The organism is Planococcus sp. TJ-201, assembly GCF_058268495.1.
The window spans coordinates 388,239-410,992 of sequence record NZ_JBZDOG010000003.1 but is presented as its reverse complement, the minus strand read 5'-3'; the positions used below and the strand labels follow the sequence as shown (position 1 = coordinate 410,992).

Here is a 22,754-nt window from a genome sequence, read left to right as displayed (position 1 = left end):
TTAAACAATTATTAAGATTTATCCCATTCAATGCTCTTGGCCACCAATTGGCTTTTATTGATCCATCAGGCTCACGGAGACTTTAACATCCAACGACTGGCTGCCGCCCCGGTAAACGCCTTGGACAGGGCTGACGTCGTTATAGTCGCGTCCCACACCAACACGGATGTGATTTTCCAGCGCCTCTACATTATTGGTCGGATCCAACCCAACCCAACCGATGCCTGGAACCATCACTTCCACCCACGCATGGCTTGCAGCGTCACCGACTAGCGCAGAATTTTCCCCCACATATAAATAACCGCTGACGTAACGCGCAGGGATGTATTTGCTGCGGAGAATTCCCAGCATCACGTGGGTGATATCCTGACAAACGCCTTTTCTTAAATCAAAAGATTCTTCAGCCTTTGTTTCGACAGTGGTTGACTCCCCATCGTAGGTAAAATGCTGATGAATATATTCCATGACATCAATCGCATACTGCACCGGGTTTTTCATAATCCCCAATTCCCGATCGATTTGGCTCATTTGTTCCATCGTTAAATACGTATACGCCGTATTGCTCAAAAATGCTAAATAATGCTCCCTGAATAATTGCGAATGAAAAATGGCACTCATTTCGGGAGAATAATCAATTCGGTGAATAAATGGACTTTTTTGGATACTGACGATAGACGTTGTCTTTACTTCCAAATGTTGATGATGTTCTGCGATAAAAAATGTTTCAACATGGTTGCCCCAAATATCAATATGTTCTTTTGTTAATGAGGCAGGGGTTATGTCCGCACGGTAAGACAATAGGCGCTGGCATTCATCGGTTCTCGGCTTTAACCGGATTGAGTTCATGCTTTGGTCTACAATGGTTTCATATTGAAAAATATTGGTATGTTCAACTTTATATTTCATAGAAGTTATTCCTTTCGCGCCCATGCTCTGTGATTGGCTGGACTCCCTCGGTTTAGTCTCGGAATCGCTTAAATAATAGGTTTTTGAAAAAACTTCTCCGACTTCGTTGCAGCCATTTTGAAAATCATTGAGGAAGTCCATGATTTCATCAGAATTCAACTCGTCTATGTTAATCTCTTCAAACTCTTCCTGCAGTTGATCTAACTTTGCGTACAGTTCCCAAGAATAATGAGAGATTTTGCCGCCTTCCAATTCATTGACCGCTTTTCGGACATGCGTTAAGCAATAGCGAATCGACCGCGGAAAGTCCATATTGGCAATTAAGAAAGTCAAAACTCTTTTTGGATTCATCTGCGGCGGATTTGCTTTCAAATATGCGTTATAGCCATTTGTCATTCGCAATGCCGCCAGCCAGTAATAGTAATCTTCAGACTGTGCTTGCAATACGCGCTCCCGCGTGCGCTCGCATACCACATTCAAAATCCGAGCTGTTTTTTCGGCGCGTTCCAGCCATTTTGCAATTCTAATAATTTGGTACGGAACACCTCGGGACATCGCGGATTCAACAATTCCCTGGGTGATCAGCGAGGTCAATTTAACTTGTTCGAGAAACTGGCGCATCTCTTTAACGGTACAGCTTTTTTGATCCATATCCATTAAAGTCAAATAGCATCCGTTCCAAGCTTCCCAGTAGTCATCCGGAATATGATCTCGGCTAATTCTGGCATTTTCCCGAACAACTTTTACACAGCTTGCAACGGAATTGAAGTTGTTTTCCTCCATCGCTAAATAATGGACAAGCTGGTCTTCCTGATAGCTGGGCAAGGATTTAATTTGCTCCATGGTTTCAGTTGACGCACAAATTTCGTAAATCAGTTTCCAATCGCTGTCCCGAATCAGCTCTTCATCAGCTGCTTCAATCATCTGCAGCAACTGTACATCTAAAATACGAGCGTTGTTTTCGGCCCTTTCAACATTTCGTGACATCCAGTATAGTGAATTCGCTACACGGCTCAGCATCAGGCGTCCCCCTCTTCATCTCTTTTTTTGAACACCCATGTATCTTTGCCTCCACCGCCTTGCGAAGAGTTTACAACGAGCGATCCTTCTTTTAAAGCTACACGGGAAAGTCCACCCGGCATAACATGCGTATCTACTCCCCGGACTACAAAGACCCTTAAGTCGACGTGACACGGATAAAATTCTTCTCCTTGATATGCCGGAGCTCTGGATAATTTTATAGTGGGCTGTGCAATATATTGATGCGGCGATTCAATAATTTTTTCGCGGAACTCCGCAATCAATTCTTCAGAAGCGTGCGGTCCAACCAGCATATCATAGCCGCCTGAAGCTCCGACATTTTTGACCACCAATTCATTCAAGTGGTCCAATACCCATTCCCGCTCTTCTGGATTGTCCAATAGGTAGGTTTTGACATTGTCAATGATTGGTTCTTCGCCGAGGTAATACCGAATCATGTCCGGAACATAAGCATAAATAGCCTTATCGTCTGCCACTCCATTGCCGATGCCATTCAAAATGGCCACATTGCCCTTTCTATAAGCGATTAACAAACCGGGAACACCCAGTGCGGATTCTGCCAGAAATGCTTCCGGATCCAAATAGTCGTCATCAATTCGGCGGTAAATAATATCCACACGCTTTAGCCCCCGTATCGATTTCATATAGACAATGTTCTTTTTGACGATCAGATCCCTTCCTTCGACCAAGTCAATTCCCATTTGCTGTGCTAAAAACACATGGTCATAGTAAGCAGAATTGTACATGCCCGGTGTTAGCAGAACAGCGAATGCCTTGTCTTTTCTCGATTCCGGCGCATGATCCAATATGGCTTGATGCAAATGGGAAAGCTGATGCTCGAGGGTGTGAACCGATTGGCTTGCAAAAAATTCGGGGTAAACTTGGCGCATCACATAACGGTTTTGATAAACATAAGACAAGCCGGATGGATTGCGTAAATTATCTTCAAGCACATGATACTTGCCACTTTCGTCGCGAATCAAATCAATTCCCGCTAAAAAAATATGATTTTTCAACGGAATATCGACGCCTTTCACCTGTTCCTCGTAATAATATGGATTTTCTTCAACTAATCGCCTTGGTACGATTCCATCCTGAAGAATCCGTTTTTCATGGTATACGTCTTCCAAAAACTGATTGAGTGCTTCGGCCCGCTGAATCATTCCTTTTTCCACCACTTCCCATTCTTCAGATGGGATAATGATTGGAACAAAGTCAAATGGCATCGTTCTTTCTGTACCGACATTATTGTTATAAACCGTGAACGTAATCCCTTGCCTTAAGAACGACAGCTGAGCTGTCTCATGTTTTTCTTTCAGTTCTTCCGCTGAGAAATTTTGAAGGACATCGAAAAACTTTTGGTAATGCGATTTGGGTTTTCCTTGCGGTGTGAACATTTCATCAAAAAATGTTCCTGTCGAATAACGTTTAAACAAACGAGCAGCTCCTTCCATACGTAGAATATTCAGATAAAAAATGAATTAAGAAAAAGCTATGCCGCTTCTATATATGCGCATAGCTTATCTTCATTCTATTATACCTAAATTATTTTCCGAATGTTGAATCATTTGAAGATGAATCGTCTTTTTTCGTTGATTTATCCGATAAATCCTTTTTTAGGGAATCCGCATATTCTGTACTTGCACCGGAAGGAGGGGTAGCTGATGAGTTCGTTTTTCCAAACGTCGACTCATTCTTTGAAGACGCATCATCCGATGAATCTTTTTTCAATGATTCAGTATACGCTGTGCTGCCTCCATAAACTCCACCTGTTGGCTTGTTGGAGCTAGGAGAAACGCTGCTTGAATCAGATTTGTCAGACGTTGAATCGTTGCTCTTATCAGCATTTCCACCTACGTCATCCTGAAACGTTTTGTTGGCTTGATCCAGTGCGTCTTTTTCTTTGTTCATCATATCTTGCTGTGCATCAATTGCCGTCTTCACTTTTTCCACCGCTTTGTTGACGGTTGGCTTCACTTTATCAACCATACCGCCTGATTGTTCATTTAGACGATCTAATCCTTTTTTAATGTTTGCTTTCATATCTTCTTTATTGGTTTGAGAAGTTCCGCCTGTTTCTGTTTTCTTTTGTGTCATTGCTGCACCAATCACTGCACCAAGACCAATCAATACAAGTTTGCCGAACATGCCACCTGATGATTTTCTAGCCATATGAATCTCCTCCTTAATTTTGTATAAAACATTGTGTATAAAGTATTGACTAAATTTCATTATTTTAAACATTTCAAATAAAATAAAAGACACCCTAAAACATTCTTGGTGTCTAAATTCAGCAGCTATTCACTTAGCTTTCCTTCTTCTTTCAAAACTTGTTCAAAAGCCTTCACAACGTTCTCATCGTATTGAACTCCTACCAGACTTTTAAGTTCAGTCATCGCATATTCAGAAGAAAATGCTGAGCGGTATGCTCTGTCCTCAGTCATCGCGTCAAACGTATCACATACACCGATAATTCTTGCTTCTATCAATATTTCTTCGCCTACTAATCCAAATGGATAGCCACTTCCATCAACACGTTCATGATGCTGTTCAACGATATTTGCGATATCTGCATAAGGAGTTTCACGAATCATAGCAGCTCCATCGCCTGGATGGTTTTTCACTAGTTCAAATTCTGTGTTTGTTAGTTTGTTTGGTTTTTTCAAAATTTCTTCAGGAATATTGATTTTACCGATATCGTGCAGAATAGATGCTAATAACAAACTCTCCATCTGTTCTTTTCTCAACTTCATTTTAGATGCAGTTTTCACTGCGTAATTAGACACTCGAGCACTATGATTAAAAGTGTAGCGATCTTTCTTTTCCACAGCTTCACCAATACTTCTTAGTTTGCTTACTATATCGCTTAAATAATGAAAAACTGGAACCGTTGATACGGATAAGAAGGTTATATCAGTTAAGGTTTTAAACTGTACTGTGCCTTCGAGATTTTTTGCTGAGAGAAATGCATCCGATCCTAACTTGATAACTTCCCCACCAATACTTGCCTCAATTTCTCCAGACAATATATAGAAAAATTCTTGGGCATCTTTATCTTGACTAGGTAAAAGTAAGAATATACTGTCTGCCAACACTGTCTGCTTCATTAACTCAATACCATTTCCACGCCCTAAAAGACTGAGTGTCGTTGCTCCATTATTTACTTTTTCAAGATAACCATCTTTTAATATGTCCAAGCCTTTCACTGACACACTTCCTCTATTAAAAAATATAAGAGTATAGAAAACTCTCTATACTCTCATACTACTCTATTTGTAGTTTTATGGACAATGGAATTACCAGCCAACTACTAGGATTGGGTCAATTAATTCAGTACGATCGGCAAACTCAATTGGAACAAATTCAATTGCTACTATTAATCCTGATTTCTCAGCTTTCCCGATCCCTTTTAATGTCATTTTTTCAGTTTTTTCTTTTAAGTCGTTGATTAATTTAGCTGACTTTTTTTCATATTCTTTCGTCAATTTAGCCTGTTTGGCTGCATCTTTATATTTTGATTTGTCTTTTTGGTATTTAGCGTACATCTTTTCGGATTTTTCTACCGCTTTGTTGATTTCATCATATATTTTGTCATTTGTTTTATTGACTTCAGTAATCGCTTTAGCAATTTCTGGTGTCATTTCGTTTGTAACCTCATATTTTAAAGCTTCATTATTGCTTTCTGCAAACACGTTCATGCCCATTCCTAAAACCATGATAAATGAAAATAATACGGCGATCAAACTCTTTTTCAACATACACATTCCTCCAATTTTCTTTTTAGAAGTACTGAAATTTTAAACCTTATAAGTGAATGTGTATATCATATCACCTAAATTTTACTTAAAATGACAGCTCTCACCTTCTATAGTATATACCTACTAGGTCTTTTGCACAACTAATTATTTAATTATTTAGATAAAAGACACAATTTTTACATCTATATAATAATTTGAAATCATGTAATTATCAGAATTCCAGTGTCTCTCATTTTTCTTTTCATCTATATAATATTGTTTGTGCACGAATAATTGCTGTAGAAAAAGCTGCGGCAGACTCGAAATCGAGTTTGCCGCAGCTTTTCGCAATAGTTTCATCTTTTTTTAAGGTAACACCGTTGCACCCATCAAATAGCGATCACATTCGCGTGCTGCTTCCCGGCCCTCATTGATAGCCCAAACGATCAGACTCTGACCACGGCGTACATCGCCGGCTGCAAAGACACCTTCTACATTGGTTGTATACTTTCCATACTCTGCTTTCACTCGTGAATTTGTTTCCGTTTCCAGTTCCAGCTGCTGAATGAGATCTTGCTCAGGCCCGCTGAAACCAATAGCGATCAATACCAAATCTGCTTTCCATACTTTTTCAGTACCCGGAATTTCTTCACGAATTCGATTGCCGTTTTCATCTATCTTTAATTTCACGTTTACTGTATGCACTTCTTTGATTTGCCCGCTTTCATCGCCGACAAATTTCTTTGTCATAACAGCATATGCTCTCGGATCTTCACCAAAAGTGGCAGCCGCTTCTTTATGGCCATACTCTATGCGGTGAATTTTTGGATATTGCGGCCATGGATTGCCTTTTTCGTCACGAATCGCACCTTTTTTATCATAAACATCGAATTGCACAAGACTCGCACAATCATGACGGACGGACGTTGCTAAGCAATCAGTTCCCGTATCTCCGCCTCCAATGACAATGACGTTTTTACCTTTTGCGGAAATGTACTGGCCATCTTCAAAATTTGAATCTAACAAGCTTTTCGTGCTGGCGTGAAGAAAGTCCATTGCAAAATGAACGCCTTTCAAATCACGGCCTTCTACGTCAATGTTGCGATGAACAGTCGACCCTGTGCACATGACCACCGCATCAAAATCCTCATTCAGTTTTGCAGATGGATAGTTCTTCCCAACTTCGACACTGGTGATAAACGTGATTCCTTCTTGCTTAAGAATATCCACACGTCTTTGCACCATATCGTAAGACAATTTCATTTCTGGAATTCCGTATGTCAGCAAACCGCCCACGCGGTCGCTTTTTTCAAATACGGTTACCAAATGCCCTGCTTTGTTCAATTGAGCCGCTGCTGCAAGTCCAGCAGGTCCTGAACCGATTACCGCGACTTTTTTGCCAGTCCGCGATTTAGGCGGTTCTGGCACAACCCATCCCTCAGCAAAACCTCGCTCAATAATGGATCTTTCCACTGTGCGGATGGCTACAGGCGGTTCGTTGATCCCAAGAACACAAGCTCCTTCACAAGGAGCAGGACAGGCAGTTCCAGTAAACTCAGGAAAGTTATTCTTTAAATGCTCGCGGTGCAAAGCTTCCTTCCATTGTCCACGGTAAACCAGATCATTCCATTCAGGGATAAGATGGTTCACAGGACAACCGGTCGTTACATTGTCCAAGTCCATACCGGTATGGCACGTTGGCACGCCACAATCCATACAGCGTGCACCTTGTTTTGCCACTTCTTCGTCTGACATAGGGATTGTATAGTCATTCCAATCTTTTGTCCGTTCAGCCGGTTGGCGCTCTTTGACTGTTTGTCTGTCGTATTCCATAAATCCAGTTGGTTTGCCCATCATTTCCCTCCTACTCACAGTTTCTCATGATGAATCCGCGGAACTTTCGCCTATTCGCGAAAACCCGGGATTTTTATTTTGTCGAGTCTCTAGTATCTTTTCGCTTTTCTTTGTCTAGACAGACTCCAGCGCCCAGCTCTTCGGGTCATAAACCAACCCAGCTGTCCAGTTGCAGTGCCTAGCTCTTCGGGATGTAAGCCACTCTGGCTGTGCGGCTGAAAACACGCCTCTTCGCCAAATCGTCTTACACCTGTCAGAGCTGTACAGGCACTTTCGCTTTTCGTGCTGTGTGGCAAAGAGCGCCACTTCGCTGGTCTGTCTTATGTCCGTCAGAGCTACATAGGCGCTTCCGCTTTTCTACTTCCCAGCGCCTGCCATTTTGCTTTCTTCAAAAGCAGCCATTTCTGCTTCGGGCTTCGCCATGCCGCTGCTTTGCAGTTTGCTGATCCGTTCGTTAATTTGGAGATAAGCTTTTGGAATGACACGCACAAATTTGGCGGTATAAATATCCCAATGCGCCAATAAACGAGTTCCCTTGGCACTGCTTGTGTAATGTACGTGTTTTTGAATCATTTGGCGCAATTCTTCAATTTCTGCTGGGTCCGCAAGCGGCTGCAAATGAACCATTTCCGCATTGCAGCGTTCGCTGAATGTACCTTCTTCATCAAGTACATACGCTACGCCGCCAGACATGCCGGCTGCAAAGTTTTTGCCGGTTTGTCCGAGAATCGCAACACGGCCGCCCGTCATGTATTCACAGCCATGGTCGCCCACACCTTCGACGACAATTTTGGCTCCGCTGTTTCTGACCGCAAAACGCTCGCCTGCAACTCCGTAAATATAAGCTTCACCGGCAGATGCTCCATAAAACGATACATTTCCGATAATAATATTGTTTTCTGGCAGGAATGTTGAATCCAATGCCGGATACACCATAATTTTACCGCCCGATAAGCCTTTTCCAACAAAGTCATTGGCATCTCCGATGAGGTTCATCGACATTCCTTTTGGAATGAACGCCCCAAAACTTTGTCCTGCAGACCCTTGGAAGTTCAAGTTAACCGTGTCTTCAGGCAAGCCTTCTGCACCGTAACGCTTCGAAATCGCGCTGCCCACAATTGTACCAGTCGCTCTGTGGATATTGCGGATAGCAGTCGCTACTTCAACGCGTTCACCCGTTTCAATAGCATTCCGGCAACGCGGCAACAGTTCCTGATGGTCCAAAGTTTTTTCCAATTCATGATTTTGTTTGATAGTTGCATAACGCCCAACTTTTTCAGGAAGTTCCGGCTGATACAACAAGGCACTCAAGTCAATACCGCCAGCTTTCCAGTGGTCTACTGCCTGATTGGCTTCGATAACATCGGTCCGTCCAATCATTTCATCAATAGTACGGAAGCCGAGTTCTGCCATCAGCTCACGCGTTTCTCGTGCGATAAAGCGCATGAAGTTCGCCACATGTTCCGGATCTCCGCCGTATTTTTCACGCAGCTCTGGATTCTGAGTAGCAATGCCGACAGGACACGTATCCAAATGGCAGACGCGCATCATAACACAGCCAAGCACGACAAGTGGTGCAGTGGAGAAACCAAATTCTTCAGCGCCAAGAAGAGCCGCTGTTACTACGTCGCGTCCAGTCATCATCTTGCCATCTGTTTCGACAACGATCCGATCACGCAAACCGTTCAATAGAAGGGTCTGATGCGTTTCAGCCAAACCAATTTCCCATGGAAGACCCGTATGCTTCAAGCTGGTTTTAGGTGCTGCACCTGTACCGCCATCATAGCCACTAATCAACACAACATCAGCACGGCCTTTTGCAACGCCGGCAGCAATTGTTCCGACACCGACGGCAGATACCAATTTAACACTTATACGCGCATCTGGATTTGCATTTTTCAAGTTGAAAATCAATTCTGCTAAATCTTCAATCGAATAGATATCGTGATGCGGAGGCGGCGAAATCAATTCGACACCCGGAGTTGATCCACGGACTTCTGCAATCCAAGGATAAACTTTTTTGCCAGGCAAGTGTCCGCCTTCTCCTGGTTTTGCTCCCTGTGCTACTTTAATTTGAATTTCATCTGCATTCACTAAATAGTGGCTGGTTACACCAAAACGTCCGGATGCCACTTGTTTAATGGAACTGCGGCGATTATCGCCATTTTCGTCGGGAATAAAGCGTGAAATTTCTTCTCCGCCTTCTCCAGAATTGCTCTTTCCACCGATCCGGTTCATCGCAACCGCAAGAGCTTCGTGCGCTTCCTTGCTGATAGAACCATAAGACATAGCACCTGTTTTAAAACGTGCACAGATTTCTTCAATTGTTTCTACCTCTTCAATCGGGACTGACGTCTGTTTTTTAAAGGACATTAAACCGCGCAGGGATTGAAGATTGGCTTTTTCATCAGTTAAAAGATTGGTGTATTTTTTGAAAACATCGTAATTATTGGTCCGACATGCATGCTGCAAGGTATGAATCGTTTTTGGATTGTACTGGTGATTTTCCCCATTTTCACGGTATTGGAATTCGTCACCCGACTCCAGTGCTTGGTCATCTCCCTGAGCAGATGGGTAAGCTGTTGCATGCCGCATAAGGACTTCTTTTGCAATGATATCAAGCCCAATACCGCCCAAGCGTGAAGATGTACGCGTGAAGTATTTATCAATTACATCCATATGAATGCCGACTGCCTCAAAAATTTGTGCGCCACGATAACTTTGGATAGTTGAAATACCCATTTTGGACAGCACTTTGATGATGCCGTCTGTAACAGCTTTCACATATGTTTGTTCTGCTTGTTCAAAACTCATATTTGGAATATCTTCAATTTCAACGAGGTTCTGGATCGTCTCAAAAGCCAAATAAGGGTTGATGCCTTCTGCACCATAGCCAAGAAGAGCCGCAAAATGATGCACTTCGCGTGGTTCCGCAGATTCCAATAAAATACTCATTTGCGTGCGCGTTCCTTGACGAATTAAGTGATGGTGAAGGCCTGATACAGCAAGAAGCGCAGGGATGGCTGCAAAGTCTTCATTTACGCCACGATCAGATAAAATCAATAATGTCGCACCGTTCTCAAGTGCTTGATCTGCTTCCGCAAAAACTGTTGCCAACTTTTGTTCCATTGCTTCCACACCATCATGTTTTGAAAACAAAATAGAAATGGTTTCAGCTTTAAAGTCCTCTATATTCTGCTGACGCAACTTTTCAAGTTCGGCATCAGTCAAAACTGGAGTTTCCAGTCGAATGTGGCGGGCACTTTCAGGGCTTGGCTGAACCAGGTTTCCCTCTGCGCCGATAGTGGTCCGTGCAGCTGTAATAATATGTTCACGAATCGCGTCAATTGGCGGGTTCGTCACTTGAGCAAACAATTGTTTAAAGTAGTTGTAGAGTAGCTGTGGTTTTTTCGATAAGACAGCTAATGGCGAATCATAGCCCATTGAACCGACAGGATCTTTGCCTTCGGTTGCAAGCGGTTTGATGATTTTTTGGACTTCTTCCATCGTATAGCCAAAAGCCAACTGCCGTTTGATCAAGGGTTGCGCAACGTCAGGGTTTGAAGGTTTTACCGGCTCTGGAAGATCTTCCAAATCGAACATATTTTTCTCGATAAAATCCTTATATGGCAGTTCCGCTGCAATTTGAAGCTTAATTTCTTCGTCCGGAATGATTTTTCCTTCTTCCAGGTCCACCAAAAGCATTTTTCCTGGACGCAGACGATCTTTGTAAATAATATCGTCCGCAAAAATATCCAATGCCCCTACTTCTGATCCCATAACAATCATGCCGCTCTTTGTCACATAGTAACGCGCAGGGCGAAGGCCATTTCGATCCAGGCAAGCCGCAATCTGTTTGCCGTCAGTAAAGACCAATGCAGCCGGTCCATCCCATGGCTCCATCAATGTGCTGTGGTATTCATAAAAATCTCTTTTCTCCTGTTTGATGGTCGGATCATTGACCCAAGGTTCTGGTACCATCATCATCGCAGTGTGCGCCAACGATCTGCCAGACAAATGCAAAAATTCAAAACAGTTATCAAACATAGATGAGTCACTGCCTGTTTCATCAATGACTGGAAGAACTTTTTGAAGGTCTTCTTCGTTGAATGCCGGGGACGTACACAGCATCTGACGGGCTCGCATCCAATTGACATTGCCTCGCAGTGTATTGAATTCGCCATTGTGGATTGAGTAGCGGTTAGGGTGTGAACGCTGCCAGCTCGGGAAGGTATTCGTGCTGAAGCGTGAGTGGACAAGGGCTACTGCCGATTTAAATTCCGGATGGTTCAAGTCAATGTAAAAAGAATCCAGCTGTTCAGGGATTAGCATGCCTTTGTAGACAATCGTTCCTGCTGAAAGACTGCTGAAATAAACATCTTTAAAGTCTTCGTGGCCAAGCATCACCTGTTCGATACGCTTACGAATAATATACAACCGGCGCTCGAGGTCTATTCGGTTTTCTAAACCGTGGGCGGCTCCAATAAATACTTGGCGAATAACTGGCTTGCTTTTTGCTGCAACTTTCCCAACAAACGAATCATTAACCGGAACCGGACGCCATCCGAGGCAGATTTGTCCTTCTTCCTGGATAATTTGCTGAATCATTTCTTTTGTTTTCATGCGAAGATCATAATCCTGCGGCATAAATAGCATGCCAATTCCATACTTGCCTTCTTCAGGCAATGTAATGCCTTCTTTTTCACATTGTTTCAGGAAAAAACGATGGGGAATTTGAGTTAAGATTCCAGCACCGTCTCCCGTGCTTGTGTCAGACGACTGGCCGCCGCGATGTTCCAAGTTACACAATATATTTATAGCATTTTGAACGATTGCATGTGATTTGTGTCCGTTAATATTGGCGATCATACCTATTCCGCACGCCTCATGCTCTTGATCTGGATGATAAAGTCCTTGTGGGATTGGATATTCTTTCTTGCTCATCAAACCGCCTCCTTCATTACACTGTTGTGTCATAATATTTTGATAGTATATCATAAGTCTGAATATATATACAATTACTCCGAATAAAAAAATGTTAAACCTAAGTCCAAAATCCTATTCCTGTTTGAAAACGCTTCCAAATACTGAAAAATAAAATTATTTATTATGAGTAATATCTGCATAATTATACAATTTAGGCAATTTGAAAATAAAAAAACCCCGATTTAACCGGAGTTTTCTACTTATATTTATTCACTTTTCAAGGGCTTCAAAAGACCGGATAGCTTGCAAAAAAGCTTCGCCGTACTTCTCGAGCTTGTTGGCGCCGACGCCATTGACTTCTAAAAAATCTTCTTCATTTCTGGGCTTTCTTGCTACCATATCCTGCAGAGATTTATCAGAGAAAATGACGAAAGGCGGCACTCCCGCTTCATCAGCCAGCCGCTTTCGAACTACCCGCAGCTCCTCAAACAAAGGATCATTTGAAGCAATGCGTTTCGTAACGACCGCCCCTTTTCTCAGCACTTGGCGCTTGCCGAGCAGCACGTCTCTCCCGCCATCAGGTACATAAATGGTAGGAAACGAACCATGTTCCACCGCTAAAAGTTCCTGTGAAATCATGAACTCAATCAAGTTTGATACTTCTTTGGCATTTTGATGCTTTAAAATACCATAAGTCGACAGCTTATCAAAACCAAAATCCAATACCTTTTTGTTGCGTGATCCCGTCAGCACTTGGGCAGTCATCGCCTTGCCAAATTTTTGGCCCATCCGGATGACGCACGACAATACCATTTGGACGTCTTTTGTCACATCCAGACTTTCTCGGTCATCTAAACAATTGCCGCAGTGCCCGCACTTTTCAGCGGCTGTATCCCCAAAATAGTGGATGATAAATTGCTGCAAACAACTTTCAGTATGGCAATAATCAACCATTCCCTGAAGTTTCAACAATTCACCTGGAATACGGCTAGGATCTTGCGCTTGATCAATCAGAAAACGTTGCGTCTGGACATCTTGTGACGCGTATAGCACGATGCATTCACTCGGCAAACCATCTCGCCCAGCACGTCCTGCCTCCTGATAATAGCTTTCCATGTTTTTAGGGACTTGATAATGGATGACAAACCGAATATTGGATTTGTCGATACCCATGCCAAACGCATTGGTAGCGACCATGACCGTCACCTCGTCATTTAAGAAACGTTCTTGCCCAATCTTTCTCTCTTGATCCGGCATTCCCGCATGATATTTCGCTGCCTTAATGCCTTTTTTTAACAGCATTTCATATACTGAATCTACTGTTTTGCGAGTGGCAGCATAGATGATTCCTGCTTCGTTGTCGTTTTTCGTCACATATTCCTTTACAAAACGTTCCCGGTCTTGTCCCCGTATGACGGAAAACGTCAAATTGGCCCGTTCGAATCCAGTCATTATAGTATGTTGTTCTTCAATGTTCAAAATTCGGCAAATGTCTTCACGCACTTGAGGTGTAGCTGTCGCCGTTAGAGCAAGTACTGTCGGATTATTTGGAAACAGTTCTGTCATACGGCTGATCAACCGGTAACTCGGGCGGAAATCATGGCCCCATTGAGAAATACAGTGAGCTTCATCGACCGCAATCAACGGAACATGGACTCCCTGCAGTTCATTCAAGAACATTTCCGAGTCCAGCCGTTCAGGAGCAATATACAGCAACTTGATGGCTCCACGCTGAACATCTATCAGCGTTTCTCGTACTTCATCAAAACCTAAAGAGCTATTTATATAAGCTGCTGGAATACCGGCAGCCAAAAGGGCATCCACTTGGTCTTTCATTAATGAAATCAAAGGAGACACGACAATCGTTGTCCCTTCCATAACCAGCGCCGGAATTTGATAGCACATGGACTTGCCTCCGCCTGTCGGCATGACACAAATCGAATTGTGTCCTTCAAATACCTGCGTAATTGCTTGTTCCTGACCGACCCGGAAAGACTCGTAACCGAAATGGGACTGCAATAATTTTTTCGCACTTTCCAACAAAATAGAACACTCCTAATACTCGTATCGTATGAGTTAGCTTACCACATTTTCGCCCCTTTTTCTTTGATTAACTGCTGCGAGAACATAGATAAAACCACCTCTCCAGCTTTCGCTTTCAAGATGGTTTTCATGCTCATCTATATTATCAATTACTGGAAACGTATCGTTTCTTTCTTTAAAATCGACTTTATTTTTGTGAATACACTTTGTTTAAATTTCTAGATCCCATCGCTTAGCTTCTTCTTCCTTCATCTGCTCTTCTGTTTCTTCAGGGAAGGCAGTACGGAATTTATGCGTATCCATAGGAATAACTTCAATCATCTTTTTAATCATATCTGCTGGATCGTATTGATTTTCCAGCGCTTTGTCGCCTTCTTCCATATCTTCTTTTCTAGTGAAATGGGTGGATTCATCGTACCACTTCCATTTTGCCTCTGCACTGCGGTCGTTAAAACCTGTCGCAAACGCCCCAGGATTGATTGTTGCTACTTGGACGCCATGGCCTACCAATTCTTTTTGCATCGTCGCCGCAATGGCTTCAATCGCATGCTTTGTCGCAGTATATGGACCTACATAAGGAGTTGCCATAATTCCCGCCATTGAAGACATGAAAATAATTTTGCCTTTGCCTTTATCCACAAATTTTTGTGCAGCGATCTGAGCAGTCTCTAGAGTACTGAAAACATTTACCTCGAATAATTCTCTAAAATTCGCCATTGGCACTTCCGAAAGCGGTCCGCCTTCGTTGACTGCGGCATTGGCCACAAAAATGTCAAAGTCGTAATCCAACATTTGCGCTAAGTCCTGGGGATTTTTAATATCCATCTTAAACACTTCTAGATCCAAACCTTCTGCGGCGGCTTCTTCACGCAATGCCGTTACTTGCGGAGCTGTTTCTACCGGAGCGATAACTTTATGCCCCTGCGCCGCCAGCCCAAATGCTGTTCCTTTCGCCAGTCCACTTCCTGCACCTGTGATAAAAATTGTTTTACTCATTTATTTCATCCTCCTAGTAGTCAAATTCCCATACTACTTGTCTTCCCGGTAAAGTATGAAGTAAACGAAGTTTTAACTAAGCTCGCGTATTTCTCCAGTTTTTTAAACAACGCAATAAATGCCCAATCCATAGAAGAGGATTGGGCATTTATATTGGGCTTTGCAGCAATTACGAAGTCGCGACTCCATAACTGCCCATACGGCGCTTAACTTGGATAAAAGAAGCAGCTTCAGCAATCTCATGCTGATTCAGCGGCTGATCATCCAGCATTAAGTTGTAATCGTTTAAAAAACTCGTATTCTGAAGATCCACATTAATTGTCCGTTCGCTGCGATCCAACAAACTGTCGACCGAAATCTCAAAATAGTCGGCAAGTCTTTCGAGATGTACTACAGAAACTTGTTTCTTTCCACTTTCATAAGCCCAGACCGTACTTTTCGCAAAGCCGATTGCTTCTGCCAACTCTTCAGTAGATAGTCCCTTCGCTTCTCTCAAGTCCTTGATTCGTTTACTCAACTGTTTCATATATGCTCCTGCTCCCTAATTAATATTCTAACTATTTTAAATATACTGCACCTTGCGCTTTTTCACAATCTTTTTTGGATAATTCTTTAAAAAAGTGTGAATAATTAGTGAACACTAACTAAACATTACTAAATATGGTTATTTTATAGGATATTATAGTTACTTAATTTACCATATTTAAAGATATTTCAAATAGCAGGTAAATAGACACTTTAAAAACAATTACCCAAACTAGTGCCACATCTCCTGTAAAAAAGTGAATTAACAATAAAAATTAGAATACAATAATTATTCTAATAAAACTTATCTATCTTTATAACCTGTTAAATACAACCATAAAATGAATTAAAATGCCTTTTAAATAGAGTTTAAATTAATTTTGACTTTTTCAAACAAAAAAATTATTATGTTAGAATAAACAATTGGAGGTTATGAAGATGTCCGAAAAGTATTCTCGACAAGAAATTGTCAACAGCGTTCCTCAAAAAGGCTTTTTTGGTCATCCAAAAGGGCTTTTCACCCTGTTTTTCACTGAATTCTGGGAGCGGTTCTCCTATTATGGGATGAGAGCCATCCTGGTCTTTTATATGTATTATGAAATTTCCGATGGCGGCCTCGGCCTCGACCAAACAACTGCACTGTCGATCATGTCCATCTACGGCTCACTTGTTTACATGTCCGGAATCATTGGCGGTTGGCTGGCTGATCGGATATTTGGTACTTCAAAAGCTGTCTTCTATGGCGGGATTCTTATTATGCTCGGGCATATTGCTCTTGCGATTCCGGGAAGCCTTGCTTTGTTCTTTGTATCCATGGTGTTGATTGTCTTGGGTACCGGATTGCTGAAGCCAAACGTATCCAGTGTCGTTGGTGAAATCTATGCGGACAATGATGACCGCCGTGATGCTGGTTTCAGCATCTTTTATATGGGCATCAATATGGGGGGATTCCTTGCCCCACTCCTTGTCGGTACTGTCGGCATGAGAATCAGTTTCCACTTAGGCTTCAGTATTGCAGCTATCGGCATGTTCCTAGGTTTAGTGATATTTGTCGTTACGAAAAAGAAAAATCTTGGATTGGCAGGAACCGTTGTGCCAAATCCGTTATTGCCTTCGGAACGCAAGACTACCCTTAAAATCTTTACTATCGGTGCCTTGATCATCGCTGCAGCAGTAGCCATCGGCATTCCCACAGGATTGCTGACTTTTGACAGCTTTGTAGCGATTGTCGGGATTTTTGGCATCTTGATTCCAGTCGCTTATTTCACCGTAATGTATCGCAGCAAGAAAACTACAGAAGTGGAACGCTCACATCTGTTGGCGTATATTCCACTATTCATTGCTTCAGTCATGTTCTGGGCGATCCAGGAACAAGGGTCTACCATTCTTGCTGCCTATGCCGATACACGTACAGATCTCGAATTTGCGGGAATCACCATTTCCCCTGCCTGGTTCCAATCTTTAAATCCATTATTCATCATCATGCTGGCTCCAGTCTTTGCTTGGCTATGGGTAAGGCTCGGAAGCAGACAACCGTCTATTCCACAGAAATTCTCTCTTGGACTCCTGTTTGCAGGTCTATCGTTCCTGGTGATCTTATTGCCAGCTTATTTTGGCGGTCCTGCAGCACTCGTCAATCCGCTTTGGCTTTTTCTTAGTTATTTCATCGTCGTGCTCGGCGAACTTTGTTTGTCTCCAGTAGGCTTATCAGCGACTACCAAATTGGCACCTGCCGCTTTCTCAGCACAAACGATGAGCCTCTGGTTCTTATCCAACGCTGCCGCTCAGGCGATCAATGCACAATTGGTTAAGTTTTACACAGCAGAAAACGAAATGATGTATTTCGGAATTATAGGGGGCGCATCAATCGTCCTCAGTATTCTGTTGTTCGTCTTCGCCCCACGCATCCAAGGGTTCATGAAAGGCGTCCGGTAACAAGAAAAGCGCAAGCGACCATGTAGCTCTGCCGGGCATAAGACAGACCGGCGAAGCGGCGTTCTTTGCCGCACAGCTGGGCTGACTTATGACCCAAAGAGCTGGGCGCTGAAGTCTGGACAATAAAGAAAAGCGCAAGCGACCATGTAGCTCTAAACTTGGAACATTAATAAAATAGTTAAAGATATATTTAAAACATGAAAAAATACCCGACGGTGAAAACTGTCGGGTATTTTTTCATGTTTCTTCTATAATATTAGTTATGTTCTACAACCATTCCCATCTGCCGTGCAAAAGCGATAGCTTGATCTGGCGAGACCTTGCAACCTCGCAGCTTATCAATGGATACTTGGATGCTCTCAAAAGTATTTGTGCTCAAATCAATTCCCTTTAAGCTCGTTTCAGTGAAATTGATATCGTTCATCTCACACTTAAGAAATTCGCTGGTCTTCAGCTCCATTTCGTAAAAGTCTGCGAAACGAAGCGAGGAGGAAAGAAAACGAACCGTATTGCACAAAGAAAAACCGAAAGTAGCATAATTCATAATGCATTCTTCGAAAAGTGTGTGGCGTATTCCTGCTTCAGCAAAATTGGTGCCCAGCAGTTTGGAATTTCGGAATTCAGTCCGGTGAAAAACAGCACGGGTCAAATCAGCATTGGATAAATCACAGTTTAAAAAAATCACATCGACAAATTCTGAACGCGGCCAAACAATTTCAAGAAAATTGACGTTCTCAAAAATTACATTATCAACGTGAAGTGCTTCTTCTGTTTGGAAATCAATGGTTTCCTGAAAAATTTTGCAATTGCTTATGTAATTGTCATCTAATGCTTCGACAAACAGTCTGGTTTCAAGTTCGTTAGCGATCACGGGTTCCAACCTTTTGGTTTTCTTCATAAATTCCTGATCCTCCTCTTGAATCAACAAAAGGCTGCCTCTATGGCGAAGCAGCCTCTTATTGTTATTATTTATTTTTCACTAATTCTTTGCCCAGGCACTCATCTATAATTTCAGGCAAGTCAATCCAGTCTTCGGTTACCTCAACCTGATAGACTTTGTTGTCGTGCATGAACTTAAAAATGCCATTATCAAAATCGGTGCCGATTTCCTTGAAGAAAATCCCTTCAAGCTGACAGTTTTTCGATTGGGTAAAGTTGATTTTATAGCTTTCTTCATCCTTCACCAAATAACAGCGTACGCCTTTTTCAAATTCGTCGCCTTCAACGCCTTTGACAGTACGTGCCAGTGAAACAACGTGAAGATCCACTAGCGGAATTTCACGCAGCAACATGTTCAGGAAAGAACCCTTGGTAATTTCTTCCCATCTGCTTCTTGCCGTTTGCCCAATAATGATTTGAGTAATGTTAAATTCATGAGAAACTTCCGCAATTACTTTCGCAGATGGACGTTTTTCATTATCGCGAACAATAAACTCTTCAGCTTCATATTCTTCGGCAAGTTCTCTCCACCGTTCAATGTAAGATGCTTTTTCGGCGTCAAATTCATCAGCAGACTTCTGATCCACTGTTAAAATATACAATGGACAATCCAACATGGTAGCAAGTTTATTACCCCGATTGATTAAACGTTCACCATTCGGCCCGTAAAAAACGCATACGAGGATGCTTTCATCCATTCGTCCTCTAATTTTTTTCATTTATGTTCACCCCTCCGGGAATATAATTCATATCCTGATGTTCAAAACTATGAAATTATACTTCTTCCACTATAGAAAATCAAGGGTTTTCATCTGCTTTTAGATTTTCCATCCGGGAAGATTTGCAAGTCTTTTCGCTGCAGCGTTGGCTGACAAATGAAAAGCGCCTGATTTTCCTGTATAATTTACATTGGCTACTTTACGAGCCCCAAGCATACCATATGCCAAAAAAATCTAAACCCTTTTTCCTTATTATATACCCATTTTCCATTTTTTCATTCACCTTTGTTTTCTACTCTACTCCAGGAGGTTCTGCCGTGCATTTATTGATTATAGCTATTTTAGTCCCATTTATCGTTGCCGCTCTCATACCGATCATACATAAACGATTAGGAGCCCTTCATATCGGCTGGTTTGTTTTGCTTGTCCCGCTCGCATTGTTCCTTATTTTCGTCATTCAAATCCCCGCTATCTCAAATGGTGAAACGCTGATTCAGGCGGTCAATTGGATTCCTTCACTTGGCATTAACTTCACAGTTTACCTTGATGGCCTCAGTTTGATTATGGCGTTGCTGATTACCGGCATGGGAAGCCTGGTAGTTCTCTACTCCATCTACTACTTATCATCATCCGATTCTTTTCCGCATTTTTATGCCTACTTGCTCTTATTCATGGGCGCTATGCTTGGCGTCGTCTTATCTGACAACCTCCTTGTGCTCTACGTCTTCTGGGAATTGACTAGCATCTCTTCTTTCCTGCTGATTGCTTTCTGGTATCACCGGAAAAACTCACGTTACGGTGCTCAAAAGTCATTGCTTATTACTGTATTTGGTGGATTTGGGATGTTGGCAGGATTTCTGATGCTGCATTCCATGACCGGCACTTTCAGCATCCGTGAAATTCTGGCTAGTATTGGCCAGTATACAGACCATGCGCTGTTTTATCCGGCAATGTTCCTAGTGCTGCTCGGCGCCTTTACAAAATCGGCCCAATTTCCTTTCCACATCTGGCTGCCGGATGCCATGGAGGCGCCAACCCCTGTCAGCGCCTATCTGCACTCTGCCACAATGGTTAAAGCCGGCTTGTACCTGGTTGCCCGGTTCACCCCGGTTTTTGGAGGGACAGCCGAGTGGTTCTGGACAGTCACAATTGTCGGCCTTATTACTTTGTTCTGGGGGGCATTCTGTGCCGTTCGCCAGACTGATTTAAAGGCTCTGCTCGCGTACTCAACCATCAGCCAACTGGGGCTCATCATGAGCTTGCTGGGCCTTGGTTCGGCTGCGTTGCACTTTGGAGATGGCGAACAAGGTGCGCTATATGGGCTCGCTATATTCGCCGCCTTGTTTCATATGGTTAACCATTCTACATTCAAAGGCGCACTGTTCATGGTAGTCGGTATCGTCGATCATCAGGTCGGAACGCGGGATATCCGACGCCTTGGCGGCCTTATGGCTTTTCTGCCTATTACATTTACATTTGCTGTCATTGGCAGTTTTTCCATGGCGGGCCTTCCGCTGCTTAACGGTTTTTTGAGCAAGGAAATGTTTTTCACGGCCTCTGTCAATGCGGTTAGCCTGCCAATTTTTGGAGTTTCTGCTTGGGGCTTGTTGATTCCAATCATTGCCTGGACCGCATCCGTTTTCACTTTCGTTTACTGCATGATTTTTGTCTTCCGTACGTTTTTTGGCACACCCCAGTTAAAGAAATTAGATAGAAAACCAGTAGAGCCATCTATCGGTATGCTTATTTCTCCAGCAATACTTTGTGTATTGATCGTCGGTTTGTTCTTTGCGCCTAACCTGTTGGGCGATCACCTTCTAAAACCAGCATTAACTGGCGTTATCCCAGGAATTTCAGGAGCAGCACCCGAACGCATTTATGCATGGCATGGCTTTAATACAGAGTTGTATATGACGTTGGGAATTATCGTAATTGGGACGCTTCTCTTCCTCACATTCCGCAGCTGGCGCAAAATTTACCTTATCCAGCCGGCAGGATGGAATTTTACAGTCCTATACAATTCGTTCCTGAAGGATTTGAAAAGAGCTGCAAATTGGATCACTACACATTATATGACAGGCTACCTGCCTGCTTATTTTGCTTATATTTTTGTCTTCTTTATTGCGGCAGCCGGCGGGGCCCTATTCTTGACTGGCGCATTATCGATTGATTTAGCCAACGATTCGTCTGTTGCTTTATATGAAGGCATGCTTGTATTTGTTATGGCCGCCGCTGCGATCAGCATTCTGTTTGCAAAATCACGGCTTACTGCTATTTTATTGAACGGTGTGCTGGGCTTTTCTATCGCTATTTTCTTTGTTCTTTTCCGTGCGCCGGATTTGGCGTTGACGCAATTGGTTATTGAAACAGTCACTACAGCATTATTCCTTCTATGCTTCAACTTTTTGCCGGAATGGACAAAAGAGGACGCTTCAAAACGGACAAAAATCAGAAATGCTGTTATTGCAATCGGAGCCGGCGCTACAGTTACGCTGATTGGATTGACAGTCAACAGCGGAAATTTGTTTGAGAGCATCTCTGGTTATTTTGAAGATTCCTATGAATTGGCCGGCGGCGACAATATCGTCAATGCCATTCTTGGTGATTTCCGCGCCTTTGATACCTTGCTGGAATCACTGGTTCTCTTCATTGCCGGACTTGGCGTCTACACGTTGATTCGCTTAAAGCATGGAAAGGGGCCTGAAAAAGATGAACATCAATGACGTGATTTTAAAAACTGTTTCTAAAGCCGTCGTCTTGATTATTTTAACTTTTGGCATTTACCTGTTTCTTTCCGGACACAATCAGCCAGGCGGTGGCTTTATCGGGGGCTTGGTAATTGCTTCAGCTTTTGTATTGATGTTTTTATCGTACGATTCAGAAACAGTCAGCGATGCATTGCCGATTGATTTCAAAAAATTATCGGCACTGGGTGTATTATTGGCGATGGTAAGCGGAACAGTACCCATGTTTTTTGGTGAAGCTTTTCTGGCCCAAAGTTTCGGTTATTTCGATTTGCCGATCTTCGGCAAAACAGAACTTGCCACAGTCACCATATTTGAAGCTGGTATTGCGTTGACGGTTGTTGGCGTAGTTGTAAATATAATTCTTAGTATAAGTGAGGATGAGTAGC

15 protein-coding genes are annotated in these 22,754 nt (G+C 42.8%); 3 read left to right on the top strand and 12 right to left on the bottom strand.

The window, feature by feature from the left end:
- Nucleotides 1-54: 54 nt before the first annotated feature.
- The 10 genes from AC4EG4_RS10340 to AC4EG4_RS10295 all read right to left on the bottom strand — a co-directional run bounded on the left by AC4EG4_RS10340 (nucleotide 55) and on the right by AC4EG4_RS10295 (nucleotide 16,029).
- Nucleotides 55-1,926: an alpha-E domain-containing protein gene (locus AC4EG4_RS10340; protein ID WP_490977121.1), complete on the bottom strand. Its 1,872-nt coding sequence runs from the start codon at nucleotides 1,924-1,926 to the stop codon at nucleotides 55-57.
- On the bottom strand, nucleotides 1,926-3,383 hold the full coding sequence (locus AC4EG4_RS10335; protein ID WP_490987757.1) for a circularly permuted type 2 ATP-grasp protein: 1,458 nt from the start codon (nucleotides 3,381-3,383) through the stop codon (nucleotides 1,926-1,928). Before AC4EG4_RS10335 ends, AC4EG4_RS10340 begins: the two co-directional genes overlap by 1 nt.
- Nucleotides 3,384-3,492: 109 nt before the next feature.
- Nucleotides 3,493-4,119, bottom strand: a complete 627-nt coding sequence (locus AC4EG4_RS10330) for a hypothetical protein (protein WP_490977119.1) — start codon at nucleotides 4,117-4,119, stop codon at nucleotides 3,493-3,495.
- Nucleotides 4,120-4,244: 125 nt separating this feature from the next.
- Nucleotides 4,245-5,153 carry an HD-GYP domain-containing protein gene (locus AC4EG4_RS10325; protein ID WP_490987756.1) on the bottom strand — a complete coding sequence of 303 codons (909 nt, stop codon included), beginning with the start codon at nucleotides 5,151-5,153 and terminating at the stop codon, nucleotides 4,245-4,247.
- Nucleotides 5,154-5,243: 90 nt separating this feature from the next.
- Nucleotides 5,244-5,705: a hypothetical protein gene (locus tag AC4EG4_RS10320; RefSeq protein WP_490987755.1), complete on the bottom strand. Its 462-nt coding sequence runs from the start codon at nucleotides 5,703-5,705 to the stop codon at nucleotides 5,244-5,246.
- Between the two features lie 345 nt (nucleotides 5,706-6,050).
- The gene (locus tag AC4EG4_RS10315) at nucleotides 6,051-7,538 is read right to left on the bottom strand and encodes a glutamate synthase subunit beta (protein WP_490977116.1); all 1,488 of its coding nucleotides are present in this window, start codon (nucleotides 7,536-7,538) and stop codon (nucleotides 6,051-6,053) included.
- Between the two features lie 357 nt (nucleotides 7,539-7,895).
- A complete protein-coding gene (gltB, locus tag AC4EG4_RS10310) occupies nucleotides 7,896-12,482 on the bottom strand; it encodes a glutamate synthase large subunit (RefSeq protein ID WP_490977115.1) in 4,587 nt (1,528 codons plus the stop codon).
- A 252-nt stretch (nucleotides 12,483-12,734) separates the two neighbouring features.
- On the bottom strand, nucleotides 12,735-14,507 hold the full coding sequence (recQ, locus tag AC4EG4_RS10305; protein WP_490987754.1) for a DNA helicase RecQ: 1,773 nt from the start codon (nucleotides 14,505-14,507) through the stop codon (nucleotides 12,735-12,737).
- 210 nt (nucleotides 14,508-14,717) lie between these two features.
- Nucleotides 14,718-15,503 (bottom strand): SDR family oxidoreductase, encoded by a 786-nt coding sequence (locus AC4EG4_RS10300; protein WP_490987753.1) that lies wholly within the window; start codon nucleotides 15,501-15,503, stop codon nucleotides 14,718-14,720.
- Nucleotides 15,504-15,672: 169 nt separating this feature from the next.
- Nucleotides 15,673-16,029, bottom strand: a complete 357-nt coding sequence (locus AC4EG4_RS10295; RefSeq protein WP_490977112.1) for a helix-turn-helix domain-containing protein — start codon at nucleotides 16,027-16,029, stop codon at nucleotides 15,673-15,675.
- Nucleotides 16,030-16,466: 437 nt separating this feature from the next.
- Here AC4EG4_RS10295 and AC4EG4_RS10290 point away from each other — a divergent pair, with 437 nt between their 5' ends.
- Entirely contained in the window at nucleotides 16,467-17,963 is a 1,497-nt protein-coding gene (locus tag AC4EG4_RS10290) for a peptide MFS transporter (protein ID WP_490987752.1), read from the top strand.
- A gap of 256 nt (nucleotides 17,964-18,219) precedes the next feature.
- Here AC4EG4_RS10290 and AC4EG4_RS10285 read toward each other — a convergent pair whose 3' ends face one another.
- Complete coding sequence (locus tag AC4EG4_RS10285; protein WP_490987751.1) at nucleotides 18,220-18,861, bottom strand: pentapeptide repeat-containing protein; 642 nt, start codon at nucleotides 18,859-18,861, stop codon at nucleotides 18,220-18,222.
- Nucleotides 18,862-18,928: 67 nt separating this feature from the next.
- Nucleotides 18,929-19,621, bottom strand: coding sequence for a universal stress protein (locus AC4EG4_RS10280; protein WP_490977109.1), 693 nt, complete (start codon nucleotides 19,619-19,621; stop codon nucleotides 18,929-18,931).
- A gap of 317 nt (nucleotides 19,622-19,938) precedes the next feature.
- Here AC4EG4_RS10280 and AC4EG4_RS10275 point away from each other — a divergent pair, with 317 nt between their 5' ends.
- Together AC4EG4_RS10275 and AC4EG4_RS10270 are read left to right on the top strand one after the other, a co-directional pair.
- Complete coding sequence (locus AC4EG4_RS10275) at nucleotides 19,939-22,344, top strand: Na+/H+ antiporter subunit A (RefSeq protein ID WP_490987750.1); 2,406 nt, start codon at nucleotides 19,939-19,941, stop codon at nucleotides 22,342-22,344.
- Nucleotides 22,331-22,753, top strand: a complete 423-nt coding sequence (locus AC4EG4_RS10270; protein ID WP_490977107.1) for a Na(+)/H(+) antiporter subunit B — start codon at nucleotides 22,331-22,333, stop codon at nucleotides 22,751-22,753. The genes AC4EG4_RS10275 and AC4EG4_RS10270 overlap by 14 nt, the downstream gene beginning before the upstream one ends.
- Nucleotide 22,754 lies beyond the last annotated feature (1 nt).

What these genes read in the sequence shown, in the direction of transcription:
- AC4EG4_RS10340 (WP_490977121.1), bottom strand. Translation starts at nt 1,926, where the DNA reads ATGCTGAGCCGTGTAGCGAATTCACTATACTGGATGTCACGAAATGTT.
- AC4EG4_RS10330 (WP_490977119.1), bottom strand. Translation starts at nt 4,119, where the DNA reads ATGGCTAGAAAATCATCAGGTGGCATGTTCGGCAAACTTGTATTGATT.
- AC4EG4_RS10320 (WP_490987755.1), bottom strand. Translation starts at nt 5,705, where the DNA reads ATGTTGAAAAAGAGTTTGATCGCCGTATTATTTTCATTTATCATGGTT.
- AC4EG4_RS10315 (WP_490977116.1), bottom strand. Translation starts at nt 7,538, where the DNA reads ATGGGCAAACCAACTGGATTTATGGAATACGACAGACAAACAGTCAAA.
- gltB (WP_490977115.1), bottom strand. Translation starts at nt 12,482, where the DNA reads ATGAGCAAGAAAGAATATCCAATCCCACAAGGACTTTATCATCCAGAT.
- AC4EG4_RS10300 (WP_490987753.1), bottom strand. Translation starts at nt 15,503, where the DNA reads ATGAGTAAAACAATTTTTATCACAGGTGCAGGAAGTGGACTGGCGAAA.
- AC4EG4_RS10295 (WP_490977112.1), bottom strand. Translation starts at nt 16,029, where the DNA reads ATGAAACAGTTGAGTAAACGAATCAAGGACTTGAGAGAAGCGAAGGGA.
- AC4EG4_RS10290 (WP_490987752.1), top strand. Translation starts at nt 16,467, where the DNA reads ATGTCCGAAAAGTATTCTCGACAAGAAATTGTCAACAGCGTTCCTCAA.
- AC4EG4_RS10285 (WP_490987751.1), bottom strand. Translation starts at nt 18,861, where the DNA reads ATGAAGAAAACCAAAAGGTTGGAACCCGTGATCGCTAACGAACTTGAA.
- AC4EG4_RS10280 (WP_490977109.1), bottom strand. Translation starts at nt 19,621, where the DNA reads ATGAAAAAAATTAGAGGACGAATGGATGAAAGCATCCTCGTATGCGTT.
- AC4EG4_RS10270 (WP_490977107.1), top strand. Translation starts at nt 22,331, where the DNA reads ATGAACATCAATGACGTGATTTTAAAAACTGTTTCTAAAGCCGTCGTC.